This window comes from Amycolatopsis sp. CA-126428 (genome assembly GCF_002904335.1).
Classification (GTDB): domain Bacteria; phylum Actinomycetota; class Actinomycetes; order Mycobacteriales; family Pseudonocardiaceae; genus Amycolatopsis.
The window spans coordinates 1-21,880 of record NZ_PPHF01000091.1; the positions used below are offsets into that span (position 1 = coordinate 1).

The window sequence follows — 21,880 nt, forward strand, 5'->3', positions numbered from 1 at the left end:
GGACGGTGTGCTGACCGCGATGGCGGCGGAATCCGTGGCGGGCACGCTGGTTTCCGCGCTGCGCAAGGACCGCGCCGAGGAGCGGAGCGTGCTGACGGCGGCCGCGGCGCTCGCGGTGTCGGGGCAGCACGTGGACTGGTCGCCGTTGTTCCCCGGCGCAGCCCGGATCGCCCTGCCCACCTACGCCTTCCAGCGGCGGCGCTACTGGCCGGAGCGGGCGGCGAGCACCACCGCGCCGGTGTCCGGCCCGACCGACACCGCGTTTTGGGCGGCCGTCGAAAGCGCGGACCTCGACGCGCTCGCCGGCACCCTCGACGTCTCGGAAGAAGCCACGCAGGAGTCGCTCCGGACGCTGCTGCCCGCGCTGTCCTCCTGGCGGCGCAAGCAGGACCGGCAGGCGAGCATCGACGGCTGGCGCTACCGGATCGGCTGGCAGCCCGTCACCGGGGTCGAATCGGCCACTGTGGACAGCGAGCTGCCCGTCGTCGTGCCGCCCGGCCGGCTCGCCGCCGAGCTCGCCACCGCCATCGGCGGCACCGCGATCGAGTTCGGCACCCCGGACTTCGCCGGCCGCCTGCGCGACGCCGTCGAAGCGCACGGCCAGGGTGTGGTGCTCTCGCTGCTCGCCGTCGACGCCGAGCCGCACCCCGGCCGTCCGGCCGTGCCGGCGGGACTCGCGAACACCGTTTCGTTGCTGCGTACCGTCGAGGACGCCGGACTCGACGTGCGCATCTGGTCGGTCACCACGGAGGCCGTCTCGATCGGCCGCTCCGACGCGCCGCCCGTGCCCGCCAAGGCCGCGGTCTGGGGCCTGGGCCGGGTCGCGGCGCTCGAACAGGCCCGGCGCTGGGCCGGGCTCGTCGACCTGCCCGTGCGGCCGGACGAGCGCGCGGTGCGCCGGCTGGCCGCCGTCCTCGCCGGGTCCGCCGAGGACCAGCTGGCCATCCGCGACTCCGGCGTGTTCGCACGCCGGCTCCGGCACGCGAGCTTGCCCGCGACCGGACCCGGCTGGACGCCGCGCGGAACGGTCCTGATCACCGGCGGCACGGGTGCGCTGGGCGCGCACGTCGCCCGGTGGGCCGCCGCGCACGGCGCCGAACACCTCGTGCTGACCGGACGGCGCGGCCCGGCCGCGCCCGGCGTGGCGGAGCTGGAAGCCGAACTGACCGGGCTCGGGACGCGGGTGACCGTCGCCGCCTGCGACGTCGCCGACAAGGCCGAACTGACCGCGCTCGTCGAGCGCCTTCGCGCCGAGGGCGCGGACATCCGCGCGGTCGTGCACGCGGCGGGCACCACCGAGGGCACCGCGCTGATCGACTCCACTGTGGACGACCTGGCCGCGATGATGCGGGCCAAGGCCGAGGGCGCCGCCCACCTCGACGAGCTGTTCGGCACCACCGCACTGGACGCGTTCGTCCTCTTCTCGTCGATCGCCGGCACCTGGGGCAGCGGCTGGCAGTCCGGCTACGCCGCCGCGAACGCGTTCCTCGACGCGCTCGCCGAACGCCGCCGGGCGGCGGGCCTCGCGGCGACCTCGATCGCCTGGGGCCCATGGGGCGGCGACGGCATGGCCGCGTCGGCCGACGAACAGCGGCGCCTCGCGCGGCAGGGCCTGACGGTGCTCGACCCTCCGACCGCGCTCGACGCGCTGGCGCAGGCGGCCGGTGCGGACGAGCCCACCTGCGTGGTCGCCGACGTCGACTGGGCGCGCTTCGTGCCCGGGTTCACCGCCGTGCGGACGAGCCCGCTGCTCGACGCGGTCCCCGAAGCCGCCGCGGCCATCGCGGGCACGGCCACCGGGCCGGCCGCGTCGGACGGTTCCGCGCTGCTGGCCAAGCTGCGCTCACGCACCGAACGCGAGCGGGCCGACCTCGTGCTGGACCTCGTCCGCACCGAGCTCGCCGCCGTGCTGGAGCACGGCAGTGCCGGCACGATCGCCGCCGACCGCGCGTTCCGGGACCTCGGCCTCGACTCGCTCACCGCGGTGGAGCTGCGCGACCGGCTCGCCGCCGAGACCGGGGTCGGCCTGCCCGCCGCGGTGGTGTTCGACTACCCGAACGCCGCTGCCCTCGCCGAGCACCTGCTGAACGAGCTGCTCGGCTCCGCGAGCGTCGACGGCCCCGCGTTGCCGGCCGCCTCGGCGGCCGACGACCCGATCGTCATCGTCGGCATGAGCTGCCGGCTGCCCGGCGGCGTGCTCGGCCCCGACGACCTGTGGCGGCTGGTCGCCGACGGCGCCGAGGGGCTCTCGACGTTCCCCGCCGACCGCGGCTGGGACGTCGACGCGCTCTACGACCCCGAACCGGGCGTCGAGGGCAAGACCTACTCGGTGACCGGCGGTTTCCTCGACGGCGCCGGGGAGTTCGACCCGCTGTTCTTCGGGATGAGCCCCAAGGAGGCGCTGGCCACCGACCCGCAGCACCGGCTGCTGCTGGAGACCGCGTGGGAGCTGTTCGAACGCGCCGGGATCGACCCGCACTCGATGCGCGGCAGCCAGACCGGCGTGTTCGTCGGCGCGGGCGCGTCCGGCTACGGCGCCGGGCTCGCCGAGGTGCCCGAGGGGCTGTCCGGCCACTTCCTCACCGGCAACTCCGGCAGCGTGGCCTCCGGCCGGATTTCCTACACGCTCGGCCTCGAAGGGCCGACGCTGACCGTCGACACCGCGTGCTCCTCGTCGCTGGTGGCCCTGCACCTCGCCGCGCAGGCGCTGCGTGACGGCGAGTGCACGATGGCGATCGCCGGCGGCGTGACCGTGATGGCGACCCCGGCGTCGTTCCTCGAGTTCAGCCGCCAGCGCGGGCTGGCCGCCGACGGGCGCTGCAAGCCGTTCTCCGCCGGCGCCGACGGCACGGGCTGGTCGGAAGGGGCCGGGCTGCTGCTGGTCGAACGGCTCTCGGACGCGCGCCGCCACGGGCACACCGTGCACGCGGTCCTGCGCGGCTCCGCGGTCAACTCCGACGGTGCGTCCAACGGCCTCACCGCGCCGAACGGTCCCGCCCAGCAGCAGGTCATCCGCAGGGCCCTCGCCGACGGCGGCCTCTCTCCCGAGGACGTCGACGCGGTGGAGGCTCACGGCACGGGCACGACGCTCGGCGACCCGATCGAGGCCGGGGCCCTGCTGGCGACCTACGGCCAGGACCGGGAGCAGCCGTTGTGGCTCGGCTCGGTCAAGTCGAACATCGGGCACACCCAGGCCGCTTCCGGTGTCGCGGGCGTCATCAAGATGGTGCTGGCCATGCGGCACGGCGTCCTCCCGCCGAGCCTGCACGCCGCGGAGCCCTCCCCGCACGTCGACTGGTCCGCGGGCAACGTCCGCCTGCTCGCCGAGGCGACCCCGTGGCCCGAGCACGACCGGCCCCGGCGGGCCGGCATCTCGTCGTTCGGCATCAGCGGCACCAACGCGCACGTCGTCATCGAAGCGCCGGCCGCCGTCCCGGCCGACGCCGAGCCCGCCGAACGGCCGGTGCCGCCGGTGCTCGCCTGGCCCGTCTCCGGCCGGACCGCCGCGGCCTTGCGTGCGCAGGCGGACCGGCTGCTGTCCGCGCTCGACGGCACACCGGCGGAGGCGGCCGACCTCGCCTACGCGCTGGCCACCACCCGCTCGACGTTCGAGCACCGCGCCGTGGTGCTCGGTCGGGACACGGCGGACCTCGCGGACGGCCTCACGGCGCTGCGTGCCGGTGCGAAGGCACCTGGTGTGCTCAGCGGGTCCGCGACGGCGGGCGGCCGCACCGCCTTCCTGTTCTCGGGCCAGGGCTCGCAACGCCCCGGCATGGGCCGCGAGCTGGCCGAGTCCTTCCCGGCGTTCGCCGACGCCCTCGACGCCGTCACCGCGCACCTGGACCTGCACCTCGACCGTCCACTGAAGACAGTCATGTTCGCCGAGCCGGGCAGCGAGGACGCGGAGCTGCTGAGCCAGACGGCCTACACGCAGCCGGCGCTGTTCGCCATCGAAGTGGCGCTGTTCCGGCTCGTCGAGTCGTGGGGGCTGACCCCGGACCACCTCGTCGGCCACTCCATCGGCGAGCTCGCCGCCGCGCACGTCGCCGGGGTGCTTTCCCTGCCCGACGCGGCGAAGCTGGTCGCCGCACGGGGCCGGCTGATGCAGGCGCTGCCCGCCGGGGGCGCGATGGTCGCGCTGCAGGCCGCCGAACACGAGGTCGTCGCCGCCCTGGACGGCCGCGGTGCCGAGGTGTCCGTCGCCGCGGTCAACGGCCCTTCGGCGGTCGTGATCGCCGGCGACGAGGCCGCGACGCTGGAGGTGGCCGCCGAGTTCGAGGCGATGGGCCGGATGACGAAACGGCTGCGGGTGAGCCACGCGTTCCACTCGCCGCGGATGGCCCCGATGCTCGACGAGTTCCGCGCGGTCGCCGCGTCGCTGACCTACGGCGAACCGGCGATCCCGATCCGCTCCAACGTCACCGGCGAGCCCGCGAGCGCCCGCGAGCTCGGCAGCCCCGAGTACTGGGTGCGGCACGTCCGGGAAGCGGTGCGCTTCCACGACGGGATCCGCGGCCTCGCCGAGGACGGCGTGACCCGGTTCGTCGAACTGGGCCCCGACGCCATCCTCACGCCGATGGCCGAGCAGTGCCTCGACCCGCTGCCGCCGGACACCGTGGTGGTGCCGCTGCTGCGCCGCGATCGCGGTGAGCCGGACGCGCTGCTCCTCGCACTCGCCCGGCTGCACGTCAGCGGGCCGGCCCCCGACTGGGGCAAGCTGCTCGGCGGCCCGGGAGCCCGGCGCGTGGAGCTGCCGACCTACGCCTTCCAGCACGAGCGGTACTGGCTCGACGCCACCGACGGTGGTGGCGACCCGGCCGCGGCCGGGCTGACCGCCTCCGGGCACCCGCTGCTCGGGGTCGTCACGGCGGTCGCGGGGTCCGGGGAGACGCTGTTCAGCAGCAGGCTGTCCGTGCGGTCCCAGCCGTGGCTGGCCGACCACGTCGTCGGCGGCCGCGTGCTGTTCCCCGGCACCGGCTACGTCGAGCTGGCGCTGGGCGCCTGCGAGGTGCTCGGCTGCGACACCGTCGAGGAACTGGTCCTCGAAGAGCCGCTGACGCTGCCCGGGACCGGCGGGGTCCGGCTGCAGGTGCGGGCCGGGGCCCCCGACCCGGCCGGTGTCCGTTCGTTCGCCGTGTTCTCCCGTCACGAGGACGGCGACGGGACGTGGGCGCGGCACGCGAGCGGCACGCTCCTGCGCGAGGGTGCCGGGCGCACCGGGACATCGCTGGCCGAATGGCCGCCGCCGGGCGCCGTGGCGATCCCCGTCGACGACCACTACGCCACCCGCGCCGACGGCGGGTTCGACTACGGCCCCGCCTTCCGTGGCCTGCGGGCGGCGTGGCGGCTCGGCACCGTCGTCTACGCCGAGGTCGCGCTGCCCGGCTCCGCCGGCGCGGCCGGGTTCGGCCTGCACCCGGCGTTGCTCGACGCGGCCTTGCAGGCGCTGGCGTTCCTGCCCGCCGACGCCGGGGCGAGCGGCCCGAGGTTGCCGTTCTCCTGGCGCGGGATCACCCTCGGCGCCGCCGGGGCGACCGCGCTGCGCGTGCGGCTTTCGCCGTCGGACGGCCCGAGCGGGGTCGCCGTCACGCTCGCCGACCCGGCCGGGCGGTTCCTCGCCTCGGCCGACGAGCTCGTGCTGCGCACCGTCTCGGCCGAACAGCTGGCCGCGTCCGGGGACGCCGGCCGCGGCGCGCTCTACCGGCTGGACTGGCAGCCGGCCGAGGGCGGGCTCACTCCGGTGCTGCTCGACACGGATCTCGCGGCACTGGCTTCCCAGGAGCGAACGGCCCCGGTCGCCGTCGCGGTGTCCACAGTGGATGAAGTGACCCCGCTCGTCGAGGCGTGGCTGGCCGAGGACGGGTTCGCGGGCGAGACGCTGACGTTCGTCACCACCGGGGCCGGTGCGGACGGCGAGTGGACCGAGGACGGTGCCGCGATCTGGGCGCGCGTCCGCGCTGCCGAGGCGGCGCACCCCGGCCGGTTCGCCGTGGTCGATACCGATGGGCCGGCGGTCGTGGTGCCCGGCGAGCCGGAAGCCGTGGTGCGGCAAGGTGAAGTGCTCGTCTCCCGGCTGGTGCGCGCCGGCGTCGAGGCCGTCGAACCGGGCGGCCCGGTGCTGGTCGCGAACGCCGGTGCCGACGACGTGGCGGGACCGCTCGCCCGGCGGCTGCTCGGGCTCGGCCACGGGCCGGTGCTGCTCGCCGCCGGTTCGGCGCGACGTGCGGCGGAGCTGGACGAAGAACTGGACGGCCTCGACGGGGTCTCCATTGTCGAGACCGATCTCGCGGACGCCGCGTCGGTTTCGGCCCTGGTGACCGAGCACGCCGTGACCACCATCGTCCACACGGGAACGGATCCCGCGACGCTGCGAGCCGTCGAGACGGCGATCCCGGCGTCGGCACGGCTGCTGCTCCTGGCGGCCGGGCCGTCGGCCCAGGTCGACGAACTGGCCCGGCGCCGTCGCACGGACGGCGGGTTCGCGGTCGTGGTCTCCCGCGACGTGGCGGACCGGCCGTGGCTGCGCCCGCTCACCGCCGGTGACGTGGCGGTGCTCGCCGCCCGCGCCCTCGGGGCGGCCGATTCGCCGGTGCTGCCGATGGACGTCGACCAGAGCGTCCTTAATGGACAGACGGTGCCCGCGCCGCTGCGCGCGCTCGTGCGCCGGGCCCGGGCCGTGCCGGAGACCGTCGTCGGCGACGCCGGGGTCGGCCTGCGCGAGCAGCTCGTCGCCGTGGCCGCCGAAGACCGGCACACCGTGCTGCTCGACCTCGTGCGCGAGCAGGCCGCGATGGTGCTCGGCTACTCCGGACCCGAGGCGGTGGAGCCCGGCCGCGCGTTCCGCGACCTCGGCTTCACGTCGCTGAGCGCGGTCGAGTTCCGCAACGCGATGAACGAGGTCACCGGGCTCCGGCTCGCCGCGAGCCTCGTCTTCGACTACCCGACCCCGGCCGGGCTCGCCCGGCACCTCGAGGAGGAACTGGTCGGCGCCCCGGCGGGCGCGAGCGGGCCCGCGGTGACCGCGCCGGTCGACGACGAGCCGATCGTGATCGTCTCGATGGCCTGCCGCTACCCGGGTGGCATCCGCACCCCAGAACAGCTGTGGGAGGTCGTCGCGGCCGGGTCCGACGAGATCACCGGGTTCCCCACCGACCGCGGCTGGGACCTCGACGCCCTCTACGACCCCGACGGCCAGACCCCGGGCACCTGCTACACGCGCGAAGGCGGCTACCTGCACAACGCGAGCGAGTTCGACGCCGCGTTCTTCGGGATCAGCCCGCGCGAGGCGGTGGCGATGGACCCGCAGCAGCGGCTCCTGCTCGAAATCAGCTGGGAGGCGCTGGAACGCGCGGGACTGACCCAGGAGGCGTTGCGCGGCAGCAAGACCGGCGTCTTCGCCGGTGTGACGTACCAGGACTACGGCTCGCTGCTCATGCACGCCGTCGAAAGCTCCGAGGGCATGCTCGGCACGGGCAACTCGCCGAGCGTGCTCTCCGGCCGGGTCGCCTACACGCTCGGGCTCGAAGGGCCCGCCGTCTCGATCGACACGGCCTGTTCGTCGTCGCTGGTCGCCCTGCACTGGGCCGCGCAGGCGCTGCGCGCGGGCGACTGCTCGCTCGCGCTGGCCGGCGGCGTGACCGTGATGTCGAGCCCGGTTTCCCTCGTCGAATTCAGCGCGCAGAAGGCGCTCGCCCCCGACGGGCGCAGCAAGCCGTTCTCGGCCGACGCCGACGGCGCGAGCTGGGCCGAGGGTGCCGGTGTCCTGCTGCTCGAACGGCTCTCGGACGCGCGACGCAACGGGCACCGCGTGCTCGCCGTCGTCAAGGGGAGCGCGCTCAACTCCGACGGCGCGTCCAACGGGCTGACCGCGCCCAACGGACCGTCCCAGCAGCGGGTCATCCGGCACGCGCTCGGCAACGCGGGCCTGACGCCCGCCGACGTCGACGTGCTGGAGGCGCACGGGACGGGCACCGCGCTCGGCGACCCGATCGAGGCGGGCGCCGTGCTCGCGACCTACGGCAAGGACCGGCCGGCGAACCGGCCGTTGTGGCTCGGCTCGCTCAAGTCCAACATCGGGCACTCGCAGGCGGCCGCGGGCGTCGGCGGCGTGATCAAGATGGTGCAGGCGATGCGGCACCGCATCGTCCCGCCGACCCTGCACGCCGAGACGCCGACCCCGCACGTCGACTGGTCCTCGGGTGCCGTGGAGCTGGCGACCGAGGCGCGGCCGTGGCCCGAGACGGGCGCGCCGCGGCGCGCGGGCGTCTCGTCGTTCGGGATGAGCGGCACCAACGCGCACGTGATCCTCGAGTCGGCCCCGGACGAGCCGGCGCGGCACGTCGAGCCGGCCGGCGGCACGGTCGCGTGGCCGGTCTCGGCGCGGTCGGCCGCTGCCCTGCGGGCCCAGGCCGAGCAACTCCTGTCCATTGTGGATGGTCAGGATCCTGCCGCCATCGGCAAGGTGCTCGCGACGGGCCGGACGCACTTCGAGCACCGCGCGGTGCTCGTCGGCGACGACCTCACCGGGTTCCGGCACGCGCTGCGGGCGTTGACCGACGAGCGGGCGGACAGCGGCCTGGTCACCGGGGTCACGGCCGCGCGCGGCAAGGCCGTGTTCGTGTTCCCCGGCCGGCAGGCGGGCCGGCCCGGCGTGGTGTCGCAGCTGCTGACCGAGTCGGCCGTGTTCGCCGACCGCCTCGGCGAGTGCTCGGACGCCATCGCCGAGGCCACCGGCTGGTCGGTCCCCGACGTGCTGCGCGGGGTGGAAGGAGCCCCCTCGGCCGATCGGATCGACGTGGCGGAGGCGTGTGCGTTCGCGGTGTCGGTGGCGCTCGCCGAGCTGTGGCGAGCGCACGGCGTGCGGCCGTCGGCCGTGCTCGGCTACGCCGACGGCGAGCTCGCCGCGGCCTGCGTCGCGGGTGCCCTTTCGCTGCGTGACGCGGTGAAGGTGCTCGTCGCTCGGGGCCGGGTGCTGACCGGCACGGACGCGGCGGCGGCGCTGGTGGTGCTGGCCCGTGCGGAGCTGGACGTGCTGCTCGGTGAGACCGGCGGCCGGGTGCGGCTCGCGGCTTCGCACGGGCCCGCGGAGGCCATCGTCTCCGGAGACCCCGGCGCGATCGAAGAGTTCATCAACGCATGCCGGGCGCGTGGCGGGCAGGCCCGTTCCGTGAGCGGCGCCCACCTGCCGGACCCCACCGTGGCCGACCGGCTGCTGGCGGAGCTCGACGGTCTCGAGGCCGCCGAGTCGCGGGTGCCGGTCCTCTCGACGGTGACCGGCGAACCGGCGGGCGTGCTGGACGCCGGGTACTGGGCCCGTGCCCTGGGCGCTCCGGTGCTGCTCGACGCCGCCGTCCTCGCGGCGACGCGCGAAGGTGGGGTGTTCGTCGAGGTGAGCGCCGACGCGGTGCTCACGACGGCGGTCGAGGACGTGGCGCGCGGTGCGGGCGAGGACGAGACCGGGCCGCTGGTGGTCGGCACCCTCCGCCGCACGCACGCCGACCTGAGGCGGTTCCTGCTTTCCCTCGGCGAGCTGCACTGCGGCGGCTACGCGGTCGACTGGGCCCCGGTGTTCGCCGGGCGCGAGCCGGCCGACGTCGAGTTGCCCACCTACGCCTTCCAGCACCAGCGTTTCTGGCCCACGTTCCCCGAGCCGGGCAGCGCCGCGGGCCCGGACAGCGCGGCCGACCCGGCCGACTCGCGGTTCTGGGACGCCGTCGACTCCGAAGACCTCGGCTCGCTCGCCGAGACGCTCGAGCTCGACCGGGCGGCGCTGGAGCCCGTGCTGCCCGCCCTGTCCTCGTGGCGCAGGCGCCGCCGCGACGAGTCCACTTTGGACAACCTGCGCTACCGGGTGAGCTGGCGGCCCGTCGCCGATCCGGCCGCTCCCGAGCTGTCGGGGACCTGGCTGCTCGTCACCGGCACGGACACCGACGCCACGACCGGCGCGTGGGCGGCCGCCGCGGCCGAAGCGCTCGCCGCGCACGGCGCCGAGGTCGAACGACTCGCCGCGGGCACCGACCGCGCTGCGCTGGCCGAAGCGGTCCGCGCTGCCGCGGACGGCCGCACCCTCGGCGGCGTGCTTTCGCTGCTGGCGCTGGACGAGACGGCCGAGGACGGCCACCGGGAGCTTCCCGCGGGCCTGGCCCGCACGGCCACGCTCGTGCAGGCGCTCGGCGACGCCGACGTCGACGCGCCGCTGTGGTGCGCGACGCGCGGCGCGGTGTCGACCGGACGCGCGGACTCGCTCGACCACCCGGCGCAGTCGCTCGTGTGGGGCCTCGGCCGGGTCGCCGCGCTCGAACACCCGGAACGCTGGGGCGGGCTCGTCGACCTCCCCGCGCGTCCCGATCGCCGCTCCGCCCGCCGGCTGGCGGCCGCGCTCACCGGCATCGACGGCGAGGACCAGCTCGCGGTGCGGGCGTCCGGCGTCTTCGGGCGGCGGCTCGTCCGGGCGCCGCTCGGCGGCACCGGCACCGACGGTGCCTGGTCGCCGTCCGGCACCGTGCTCGTCACCGGTGGTACCGGTGCGCTCGGCGCGCACCTCGCCCGGTGGCTCGCCCACGAGGGCGCCGAGCACCTGCTGCTGACCAGCCGCCGGGGCGCGGACGCCCCGGGTGCCGCGGAGCTCGAAGCCGAGCTCACCGGACTCGGGGTCGGCGTGACGATCGCCGCGTGCGACGCCGCCGACCGCGACAGCCTCGCGGCGACGTTGTCGCTGGTGCCCGCCGAGCACCCGCTGACGGCGGTCGTGCACGCGGCCGGTGTGCTCGACGACGGCATGCTCGACTCGATGACGCCGGACCGGCTGGCCGGCGTGCTGCGGGCGAAGTCGTACGCGGCGCTGAACCTGCACGAGCTGACCCGGACCGCCGAGCTGTCGGCGTTCGTGCTGTTCTCCTCGACCGCGGGCGTCTGGGGCGGGCCGGGCCAGTCCAACTACGCCGCCGCCAACGCGTTCCTCGACGCGCTCGCCGACCACCGGCGCGGGCTCGGCCTGACCGCGACGTCGGTCGCGTGGGGGCCGTGGGCCGAGAGCGGGATGGCCGACCACGCCGCACTGCTGCAACGCCAGCGCCGGGGCGGCATCCTCGCGCTGGAGGTCGAGCAGGCGTTCGCCGCGCTGCGGCAGGCGCTCGACCACGACGAGACGTGCGTGACCGTCGCGGGCGTCGACTGGTCGCTCTACGCGCCCGGCTTCGGCACGCTGCGGCCGAGCCGGCTCATCGAGGGCGTGCCCGAGGCGAAGCGCGCGCTCGAGCTGACCGCGGATGCGGCCGGCGATCCGGACGCCGGTGGTTCGGCGTTGTCGGCGCGGCTCGCCGGGCTGTCCGAGGCCGAGCGGGAGCGGGAGCTGCTCGACATCGTGAAGCTGTTCGTGTCCGGCGTCCTCGGGTTCGACGGCGCCGACGAGGTCGACGGCGCGCGAGCCTTCAGCGACATCGGCTTCGACTCGCTGACCGCGGTGGAGTTGCGCAACCGGCTCAGCTCGCTGACCGGGGTCCGGCTCCCGTCGACGCTGATCTTCGACTACCCGACGCCGACCGCGCTGGCCCGCTACCTGCGGGGCGAACTGGTCGCCGGTGACGCACCCGCCGCCGAACCCCCGGCCGCCACCGTCGTCGCGCAGCCCGCCGACGACCCGATCGTCATCGTCGGCATGAGCTGCCGGTTCCCTGGCGACGTCCGGTCGCCCGAGCAGCTGTGGGACCTGCTCGCCGAGGGCGGCGACGCGATCACGGAGTTCCCCGCCGACCGCGGCTGGGACCTCGACGCCATCTATAACGCGGACGCCGACAACACCGGCACGAGTTACGTGCGCTCCGGCGGTTTCGTCGGCGACGCGACGCAGTTCGACGCCGCGTTCTTCGGGATCAACCCGCGCGAGGCGCTCGCGATGGACCCGCAGCACCGGCTGCTGCTCGAAACCTCGTGGGAAGCCCTGGAACGCACCGGGATCGACCCCACTTCGCTGCGCGGCAGCCGGACCGGCGTCTTCGCCGGGGCCACCGGGCAGGACTACACGCCGCTGCTGGCGATGTCCGACCACGACGTCGAGGGCTACGTCATGACGGGCAACTCGGGCAGCATCCTGTCCGGGCGCATCGCCTACACCCTCGGGCTCGAAGGCCCGGCGGTCACCGTCGACACCGCGTGCTCGTCGTCGCTGGTCGCCCTGCACTGGGCGGCGCAGGCGCTGCGCACCGGCGAATGCGACCTGGCGCTGGCGGGCGGTGTGACCCTGATGTCGACGCCGTCGTCGTTCGTGCAGTTCAGCCGTCAGCGAGGGCTCGCTCTCGACGGGCGGTGCAAGCCGTTCTCGGAGAGCGCCGACGGCACGGGCTGGGCCGAAGGCGCCGGGATCCTCGTGCTGGAACGCCTTTCCGTCGCCCGGCGGCTCGGCCACCCCGTCCTGGCGGTGGTGAAGGGTTCGGCGATCAACTCCGACGGCGCGTCGAACGGCCTGACCGCGCCGAACGGCCCTTCGCAGCAGCGGGTGATCCGGGACGCGCTGGCCACCGCGAACCTTCGTCCGTCCGATGTGGACGCTGTCGAAGCGCACGGCACCGGCACGGTGCTCGGGGACCCCATCGAGGCGCAGGCACTGCTCGCGACCTACGGCCGGGATCGGGACCGGCCGCTGTGGCTCGGCTCGGTGAAGTCCAACGTCGGGCACACGCAGGCCGCGGCGGGCGTGGCCGGGGTGATGAAGATGGTGCTGGCACTGCAGCACGAGCTGCTGCCTCAGACGCTGCACGTCACCGAGCCGTCGTCGCACGTGGACTGGTCGGCCGGCGACGTGGCCCTGCTCACCGAGCCGGTGCCGTGGCGGGCGAACGGGACGCCGCGCCGGGCCGGGATCTCCTCGTTCGGGCTCAGCGGCACCAACGCGCACGTGATCGTCGAGCAGGCGCCGGCCGCGGAACCCGCGCCGGTCGTGCCCGAGCCGAAGGCATCCGGGCCCGTGCCGTGGCTCGTGTCCGCGGCGACCGCCGACGGTCTCGCGGCGCAGGCGGCGCGGCTGCGGGGCGCCTGCGAGAACACCGCTCCGCTCGACGTCGCTTACACGCTGGCCACCGCGCGGTCGTCGTTCGAGCACCGGGCGGCGATCGTGGCCACCGAGCCGGCGGAGTTCCTGGGCGCGCTGGACGCCTTGGCCGGCGGGGGCACCGCGGACGTCATCCGTGGCGTGGCCGCGCCGGACGCGCGCTTCGCGTTCCTCTTCTCGGGCCAGGGCGCCCAGCGGGCGGGCATGGGCCGGGAGCTGTACGCGACCTTCGACGTGTTCGCCGACGCCCTCGACGCCGTGTGCGCGCAGCTCGACGCCGAGTTCGACGCCGTCGGCGGTCCGGGGATCGCCGACCGGCCCCTGCGGGAGGTGCTGTTCGCCGAAGCGGACGGTGCCGAGGCGGAGACCGCCGCGTTGCTGGACCAGACGGTCTACACGCAGGCGGCGCTGTTCGCCGTCGAGGTCGCGCTGTTCCGGCTCGTCGAGTCGTGGGGCCTGACCCCGGCCTACCTGGTGGGCCACTCGATCGGCGAGCTGGCGGCGGCCCACGTCGCGGGCGTGCTCTCGCTGCCCGACGCCGCGAAGCTGGTCGCCGCGCGGGGCCGGCTGATGCAGGCGCTCCCCGCCGGGGGCGCGATGATCGCGCTCCAGGCGAGCGAGGACGAAGTCACGCCGCTGCTGACGGAACCGGTGTCGATCGCGGCGGTCAACGGTCCCGCGTCGGTCGTGGTTTCCGGGGCCGAGGCGGCGGTCGAGGCGATCGCGGCGCACTTCCGCGAGGCCGGCCGCAAGACCCGCCGGCTCACGGTGAGCCACGCGTTCCACTCGCCGTCGATGGAGCCGATGCTCGACGGGTTCCGGCGGGTCGCCGAGAGCCTGACGTTCGAGCAGCCGCGGCTGCCGGTGGTGTCGAACGTGACGGGGACACTGGCGACGGCCGAGGAGCTGACCTCACCGGAGTACTGGGTCCGGCACGTCCGCCAGGCCGTCCGCTTCCACGACGGGCTGCGGTACCTCGCCGGGCACGGTGTCACGCGGTTCCTCGAGCTCGGCCCGGATGCCGTGCTCACGGCGATGGCCGCCGACTGCGTGGCCGACACCGACGCCGTGCTCGTGCCCGCGCTCCGCCGGGATCGCACCGAGGTCACCGGCATCACGACGGCCGTCGCCACGCTGCACGTCCACGGCACGTCACCGGACTGGGCCGCGTTCTTCGCGGGCCGGGACGCGCGCCGGGTCGCCTTGCCCACCTACGCCTTCCAGCGCCGCCGGTTCTGGCCGACGGCATCGGCGCTCGGCTTCGGCGACGTCCGCGCGGCCGGGCTCGGTGCGGCCGGGCACCCGCTGCTCGGGGCGGCCGTGCCGCTCGCGGCCTCGGACGGCCACCTGTTCACGTCCCGGCTGTCGGTGCAGACCCAGCCGTGGCTGGCCGACCACGCCGTGCAGGGCCGGATCCTGCTGCCGGGAACGGCGTTCCTGGAACTGGCGATCCGGGTCGGCGACGAGGTCGGCTGCGCTCGCGTGGCCGAGCTGACGCTGGCCGCTCCGCTGGTGCTCCCCGAGCACGGCGGCGTCCAGCTGCAGGTCGTCGCCGGCGAGCCGGACGAGCACGGCAGCCGGTCGCTCACCGTCCACTCGCGACCCGAGAAGGCGGCCGCGGACCAGCCGTGGACGCTGCACGCCACCGGTGTCCTCGACACCGGCGCCGCCGAGCCGGCGGACCGGCTCGACGCGTGGCCGCCGGCGGGCGCGGAAGCGCTCGAAGTGGACGACTTCTACGAGATGTACGCCCGCAGCGGGTTCGCGTACGGCCCGGCGTTCCAGGGCATGCGGGCGGCGTGGCGGATCGGCGACGAGGTCTTCGCGGAGCTGGCGCTGCCCGAGGCGCAGCAGGAGGCGGCGGCCGGCTTCGGCCTGCACCCCGCGCTGCTCGACGCCGCGCTGCACCCGCTGGTGTTCCTCCCGCTCGAAGGTTCCGGCCGCAGCAGGCTTCCGTTCTCCTGGAGCGGGGTGTCGCTGCACGCGGGCGGGGCGGCGACGGCCAGGGTGCGGCTCGCCCAGGCCGGTCCCGACGCGCTCGCGCTGACCGTGTGGGACGCGGCCGGCCTGCCCGTCGCGTCGATCGAGTCGCTGGCGATGCGCGAGATCTCGGCGGAGGCGCTGCAGAGCGCGCCGTCGGCGCCGGAATCGCTGTACCGCCTCGACTGGAGCCCGATCGAACCCGGCGAGGCGCCGGGCTCGCCATCGTTCGCCGTGCTCGGCGCGGACGACCTCAAGCTGGCCGCCGAGCTGGCCCGCACCGGGGCCGTGGTCGCGGCCTACCCGGACCTCGCCGCGCTCGGCGGGGCCACGGTGCCGGACGCCGTGCTGGTTCCGTGCGTGGCCAACGGCCACGCGACCGGTGACCTGCCCGCGGACGTCCGCACCGCGACCCACGGGCTGCTCGACCTGCTGCAGGACTGGGTGTCCGACGAGCGGTTCGAGGCCTCGACGCTGGTCGTCGTGACCCGGGGTGCGGTCGCGCGCGCCGGCGAGGACGTCCGGGACCTCGCGTACGCGCCGGTCTGGGGCCTCGTGCGTTCGGTGCAGACCGAGCAGCCGGGCCGCATCCTGCTGGTCGACGTCGACGACGAGCCCGCGTCGATCGAGGCGTTGCCGGCCGCCCTGCGCAGCGGTGAGCCGCAGCTGGTGCTGCGGGCGGGCGTCCCCCACGTGGCGAGGCTGGCGAAGCCGGCCGCGGGAGCGCTGGTGCCACCGCAGGACGCGCCGTCCTGGCGGCTGGACATCGGGCAGCGGGGCACGCTGGAGAACCTCCGGCTGCAGCCCGCCCCCGAAGCCGCCGGCGAGCTGCTGCCCGGCCACGTGCGCATCGCCGTGCGTGCCGCCGGCGTCAACTTCCGCGACGTGCTGAACGCCCTCGGGATGTACCCCGGCGAGGTCGGGGCGATGGGGCTCGAAGGCGCCGGAGTGATCACCGAAGTCGCGCCGGACGTGACCGGGTTCGCCGTCGGCGACCGCGTGCTGGGCATGTTCGGCGGCGCGTTCGGCCCGCTCGTGCTCGCCGATCACCGGATGGTGGCGCGGATCCCGGACGACTGGTCGTTCGTGCAAGCCGCTTCGATCCCGCTGGCGTACCTGACCGCGTACTACGCGCTGGTCGACCTCGGCGGGGTCCGGCCGGGCGACGCGGTGCTCGTGCACGCCGCCGCGGGCGGGGTCGGCATGGCGGCGGTGCAGCTGGCCAGGCACCTCGGGGCGGAGGTCTACGGCACGGCGAGCGCGGGCAAGCACGGTGCGTTGCGCGAACTCGGCCTCGCCGACGACCACATCGCGTCGTCGCGGTCGCTCGGCTTCGCGGCGGACTTCGCGGCGCCCGGTGGACGCGGGATGGACGTGGTGCTGAATTCGCTCGCGGGCGAGTTCGTCGACGCCTCGCTCGGGCTGCTTTCGCCCGGCGGCCGGTTCCTCGAGATGGGCAAGACCGACGTGCGTGCCGGCGACGAGGTCGCCGCCGCCCACGAGGGGGTGCGCTACCAGGCCTTCGACCTCGTCGAGGCGGGCGCGGACCGCATCGGGCGGATGCTCGCCGAACTGGTCGAGCTGCTGCGCGGCGGCGCGCTGCGGCCGCTGCCGATCACCACCTGGGACGTGCGGCGCGCGCCCGAGGCGTTCCGGTTCATGAGCCAGGCGAAGCACATCGGCAAGGTCGTCCTGACGATGCCGCGGCAGCTCGACCCCGGCGGCACGGTGCTGGTCACCGGTGGCACCGGCGGCCTGGGCCGCGAGCTGGCCCGCCACCTCGTCACCGAGCACGGCGTTCGCCGCCTGCTGCTGACCAGCCGGCGCGGGCTCGATGCCGACGGCGCCCCGGAGCTGGCCGGCGAGCTCGCCGGGCTCGGTGCCGAGGCCGTGATCACGGCCTGCGACGTCGCGGACCGGAAGGCGCTCGCGGCCGTGCTGGCCGGGGTGCCCGCCGAGCACCCGCTGACCGCGGTGGTGCACACGGCGGGCGTCGTCGACGACGGGCTGCTCGCCTCGCTCGACCACGAGCGGGTCGACCGCGTGCTGCGGCCGAAGCTCGACGCCGCGGTCCACCTGCACGAGCTGACCAAGGACCAGGAGCTGGCCGCCTTCGTGCTGTTCTCCGGCGCCGCCGGCCTCTTCGGCGGCGCGGGCCAGGGCAACTACGCGGCGGCGAACGTCTTCCTCGACGCCTTCGCCGCGCACCGGCACCACCACGGCCTGCCCGCCACGGCGCTCGCGTGGGGGCCGTGGGGCCAGGGCGCCGGGATGACGAGCCGGCTCACCGAAGCCGACCTCGCCCGGATGGCGCGCGGCGGGATGCGGCCGCTCACGGTCGAGCTGGGCCTGTCGTTGTTCGACGCGGCCCTCGGCACGGACGAGCCGGCGCTGCTGCCGATGGACCTCGACACGGCCGCGTTGCGGGAGCAGGGCGAGGCGCTGGCGCCGCTCTACCGGGGCGTGGTCAAGGCGCCGTCGAGGCGCAGCGCGCAGTCCGCGGGCCAGGCGGACGTCGCCGGCTCGCTGGCGAAGGCGCTGGGCGGGATGGCCGAAGCGGAGCGGGCCGAGGCCCTGGTCGAGCTGGTGTGCGGCCAGGTCGCCGCGGTGCTCGGGCACGCCTCGGCCGGGGACATCGAGCCGGAGCGGTCGTTCAACGAGCTCGGCTTCGACTCGTTGACCTCGGTCGAGCTGCGGAACCGGCTCGGCGTCGCCGCCGGGCTCCGGCTGCCGGCGACCCTCGTGTTCGACTACCCGACCCCGACCGCGCTCGCGGGCTACCTGCTCGGCGAGATCGTGCCGGAGGAGGAACCGGCCGCCGAGCGCGCGCTCGGCGAGCTGGACCAGCTGGGCGGCCTGCTCTCCCGGGTCGCCGCGGACGACGGGCTGCGCTCGGCGATCACGCGCAAGCTCGAGGACCTGCTCGGCCGGTGGAGCGGCACGCCCGCGGCCGGTACCGGGGACGGCGACGTGGCGGCCGCGAGCGCCGACGAGCTGTTCGACCTGATCGACAAGGAGTTCGGGTCCTGACGGTGCCCGGCGAGGAAGGTGACGAACGTGGCGGACGAGGACAAGCTGCTCGGCTACCTCAAGAAGGTGACCGCTGATCTGCGGCAGGCCCATCGACAGCTGCGTGAGGTCGAGGAGAAGGAGTCGGAGCCGATCGCCATCGTGGCGATGAGCTGCCGCTACCCCGGTGGCGTTCGCACGCCGGAGGAGCTGTGGCGGCTGCTCGCCGCCGGCGGTGACGGCATCTCCTCGTTCCCGCTGGACCGCAACTGGCCGGCCGCGCTGTTCGACGAGGACCCGGACCGGTCCGGCACGACCTACGCCCGCGAGGGCGGGTTCGTGTACGACGCGGCGCAGTTCGACCCCGCGTTCTTCGGGATGAGCCCGCGCGAGGCGCTCGCGACCGACCCGCAGCAGCGCATCCTGCTGGAGATGTCGTGGGAGGCGTTCGAGCGGGCCGGGATCGATCCGCTGACGCTGAAGAACAGCCGGACCGGGGTGTTCGTCGGAGCCGCGTCGACCGGGTACGGCTCCGGGCTGACCAGCCTGCCCGACGGCGTCGAGGGCCACCTGCTGACCGGCACCTCGACCGCCATCGCGTCGGGCCGGGTCGCCTACGTGCTCGGCCTGAAGGGACCGGCGATCACGGTGGACACCGCGTGCTCGTCGTCGCTGGTCGCGCTGCACTGGGCGGCGCAGTCGCTGCGCCGCGGGGAATGCTCGCTGGCGCTCGCGGGCGGCGTGACGGTGATGTCGACGCCGGGCATGTTCCTCGAGTTCAGCCGGCAGCGCGGGCTCGCGGCGGACGGGCGCTGCAAGCCGTTCGCCGAGGCCGCCGACGGCACGGGCTGGGCCGAAGGGGCCGGGCTGCTGCTGGTGGAACGCCTGTCGGACGCGCGGCGCAACGGGCACCCGGTGCTGGCCGTCGTCACGGGCTCGGCGGTGAACTCCGACGGCGCGTCGAACGGCTTGACCGCGCCGAACGGACCGTCCCAGCAGCAGGTCATCCGCGAAGCACTGGACGGCGCGGGACTCGAAGCGTCCGATGTGGACGCCGTCGAGGCGCACGGGACCGGCACCGCGCTCGGGGACCCGATCGAGGCGCACGCGCTGCTGACGACCTACGGCCGCAACCGCGCGGAACCGCTGCGGCTGGGCTCGATCAAGTCGAACATCGGGCACACCCAGGCGGCCGCCGGCGTCGCGGGCGTGATGAAGATGGTGCTCGCGCTGCAGAACGAGCTGCTGCCCGGCACGCTGCACGTGGACGAGCCGACGTCCCACGTGGACTGGTCCGCCGGTGCGGTCGAGCTGCTCACCGAGGCGCGGCCGTGGCCCGGCGGAGAGCGGGTCCGCCGCGCCGGGGTCTCGTCGTTCGGCATCAGCGGCACGAACGCGCACGTGATCGTCGAGGAACCGCCCGCGGCGGACGCCGCCGAGCCTGAGCACGAGCCGGCCCGGGCGGGGACGGCGGTCGTGCCGGTGGTGCTGTCCGCCCGCGGCGAGGACGCGCTGGCCGGCCAGGCCGCCCGCCTGCTGTCCTATGTGGACGAGAACGCCGACGTCGCCCTCCCCGACGTGGCCTACTCGCTGGCCACCGCGCGGGCGGCGTTCGAGCACCGGGCCGTGCTCGTCTGCGCCGACCGCGGGTCGCTGCGCGCGGAGCTCGCGGCGCTGGCCGAGCGTCGCCAGTCGCCCGGCCAGGTCCGTGGTGTCGTGCCGGGCAAGGGGAAAGCGGGCAAGACGGCGTTTCTCTTCTCGGGTCAGGGCGCGCAGCGGCTGGGTGCCGGGCGCGAGCTGTATGACTCGTTCCCGGTGTTCGCGGACGTGGTGGACACGGTGTGCGCGCACGTGGCCGGTTTGCGCGAGGTGATGTTCGGCGAGGACGCCGAACTGCTGAACCGGACGAGGTATGCGCAGGCGGCGTTGTTCGCCGTCGAGGTGGGTTTGTTCCGGCTGCTCGAATCCTGGGGCGTGACCCCGGATTTCCTGGTCGGGCATTCGATCGGCGAGCTGGCGGCGGCGCACGTCGCCGGTGTTCTCTCCCTGGCGGACGCGTGCGTCCTGGTGTCGGCACGCGGCCGGTTGATGCAGGCCCTGCCCGACGGCGGGGTGATGGTGGCGGTGCAGGCCACCGAGGCCGAAGTGCTGCCCCTGCTGGTCGAGGACGTGTCGGTGGCCGCGGTGAACGGGCCGTCCTCGGTGGTGCTCTCCGGTGACGGGGACGCGGTCGACGCGGTCGTCAAGCAGTTCGAGGACCGGAAGACCCGCCGGTTGCCGGTGAGCCACGCCTTCCATTCGGCGTTGATGGAGCCGATGCTGGCGGAGTTCCGCGAGGTCGCGGAGACGCTGACCTATTACGCGCCGTCGATTCCGGTCGTCTCCAATGTGACGGGGACACTGGCCGAAGACCTGACCTCGCCGGAGTATTGGGTCCGGCACGTGCGGGAAACGGTCCGGTTCCACGACGGCGTGACCTACCTGGCCGAGCACGGCGTGACCCGGTTCCTGGAGCTGGGCCCGGACGGCGTGCTGACGGCGATGGCGGCGGAATCCGTCGAAGGCACGCTGGTTTCCGCGCTGCGCAAGGACCGCGCCGACGTCGAGTCGGTCACGGCCGCCGTCGGCCGGCTGCACGTGAGCGGGCTGTCCCCGGACTGGGAGCGGTTCTTCGCCGGCCGCGCGGCGGTGCGCGTCCCGCTGCCGACCTACGCGTTCCAGCGCGAGCGCTTCTGGCTGGACCCGGGAGAAGCCGCCGGCGACGGTTTCGACGCCGCGTTCTGGGAGACCGTGGACCGGGCCGACCTCGGCGCGCTGTCCCGCGAGCTCGGCGTGGCCCGTGAGGACCTCGCCGAGGTGCTTCCCGCGCTGTCGGCGTGGCGCCGCCGGACGACCGAGAAGTCCGTGGTGGAGCAGTGGTGCTACCGGGCCACCTGGAAGCCGCTGCCCGCCGGGCCCGGAAGGCTCGCCGGCACCTGGCTGGCCGTCGTGCCCGCCGGGGCGTCCGGTCTCGACGCGGTGCTTCGCGCCCTGGCCGACGGCGGTGCCGAGGTCACCACGATCGCGGTCGACCTCGAAGTGGCCGACCGCGCTTCGCTCGCGCGGTCCTTCCCGGAGACCGGGTACGCGGGGGTGGTGTCGTTGCTCGCGCTCGACGACGCTCCCGATCCCGACCGGTCCCGCGCGGTGGCGGGCACCCTTTCCCTGATCCAGGCGCTCGGCGACGCCGGTGTCACGGCGCCGCTGTGGTGCGTGACGCGCGGAGCCGTGCCGGCGCGGCCCGGCGACACCGTCCCCGAGCCCGCGCAGGCCCAGCTCTGGGGGCTCGGCCGGGTCGCGGCCCTCGAGTTCCCCGATCGCTGGGGAGGGCTCGTCGACCTGCCGGCGGAGCTCGACGACCACTCGGCGCGGCACCTCGCCACTGCTCTGTCCAACAAGGACGGCGAGGATCAGCTCGCGGTCCGCGACTCCGGGCTGCTCGGCCGCCGGCTGATCCGGACGGCACCGGCGAAGGACGGCGCGTGGCGCCCGCGCGGGACCGTGGTGATCACCGGGGGCACGGGCGCGCTGGGCGCGCGGGTCGCGCGGTGGGCCGCCGAGGCGGGCGCCGAGCACGTGGCCCTCGTGTCACGCCGGGGACCGGACGCGCCCGGCGCCGGGGACCTGGCGGCGGAACTGACGGACCTCGGCGTCGCGGTCAGCGTGCTCGCCGCCGACGTCGCCGACCCCGATCAGTGCCGGGTCGCGCTGAAGTCGGCGGGCAGCGACGTCGCGGTGTCGGCGATCGTGCACGCGGCGGGGGTGCTGGACGACGGCGTGCTGGACTCCGTGACCCCCGAGCGGCTC

General features: G+C 75.3%; 1 protein-coding gene and 2 pseudogenes. All 3 read left to right on the top strand.

From position 1 onward, the window contains the following. Positions 1-19: 19 nt before the first annotated feature. Positions 20-1,546 (top strand): annotated as a pseudogene (locus tag C2L58_RS51715) (SDR family NAD(P)-dependent oxidoreductase); the annotation flags it as partial. Positions 1,547-1,567: 21 nt separating this feature from the next. Continuing rightward, entirely contained in the window at positions 1,568-18,055 is a 16,488-nt protein-coding gene (locus tag C2L58_RS49880) for a type I polyketide synthase (RefSeq protein ID WP_441296315.1), read from the top strand. A gap of 27 nt (positions 18,056-18,082) precedes the next feature. Then, a pseudogene (locus C2L58_RS48765) lies at positions 18,083-21,880 on the top strand (type I polyketide synthase); the annotation flags it as partial.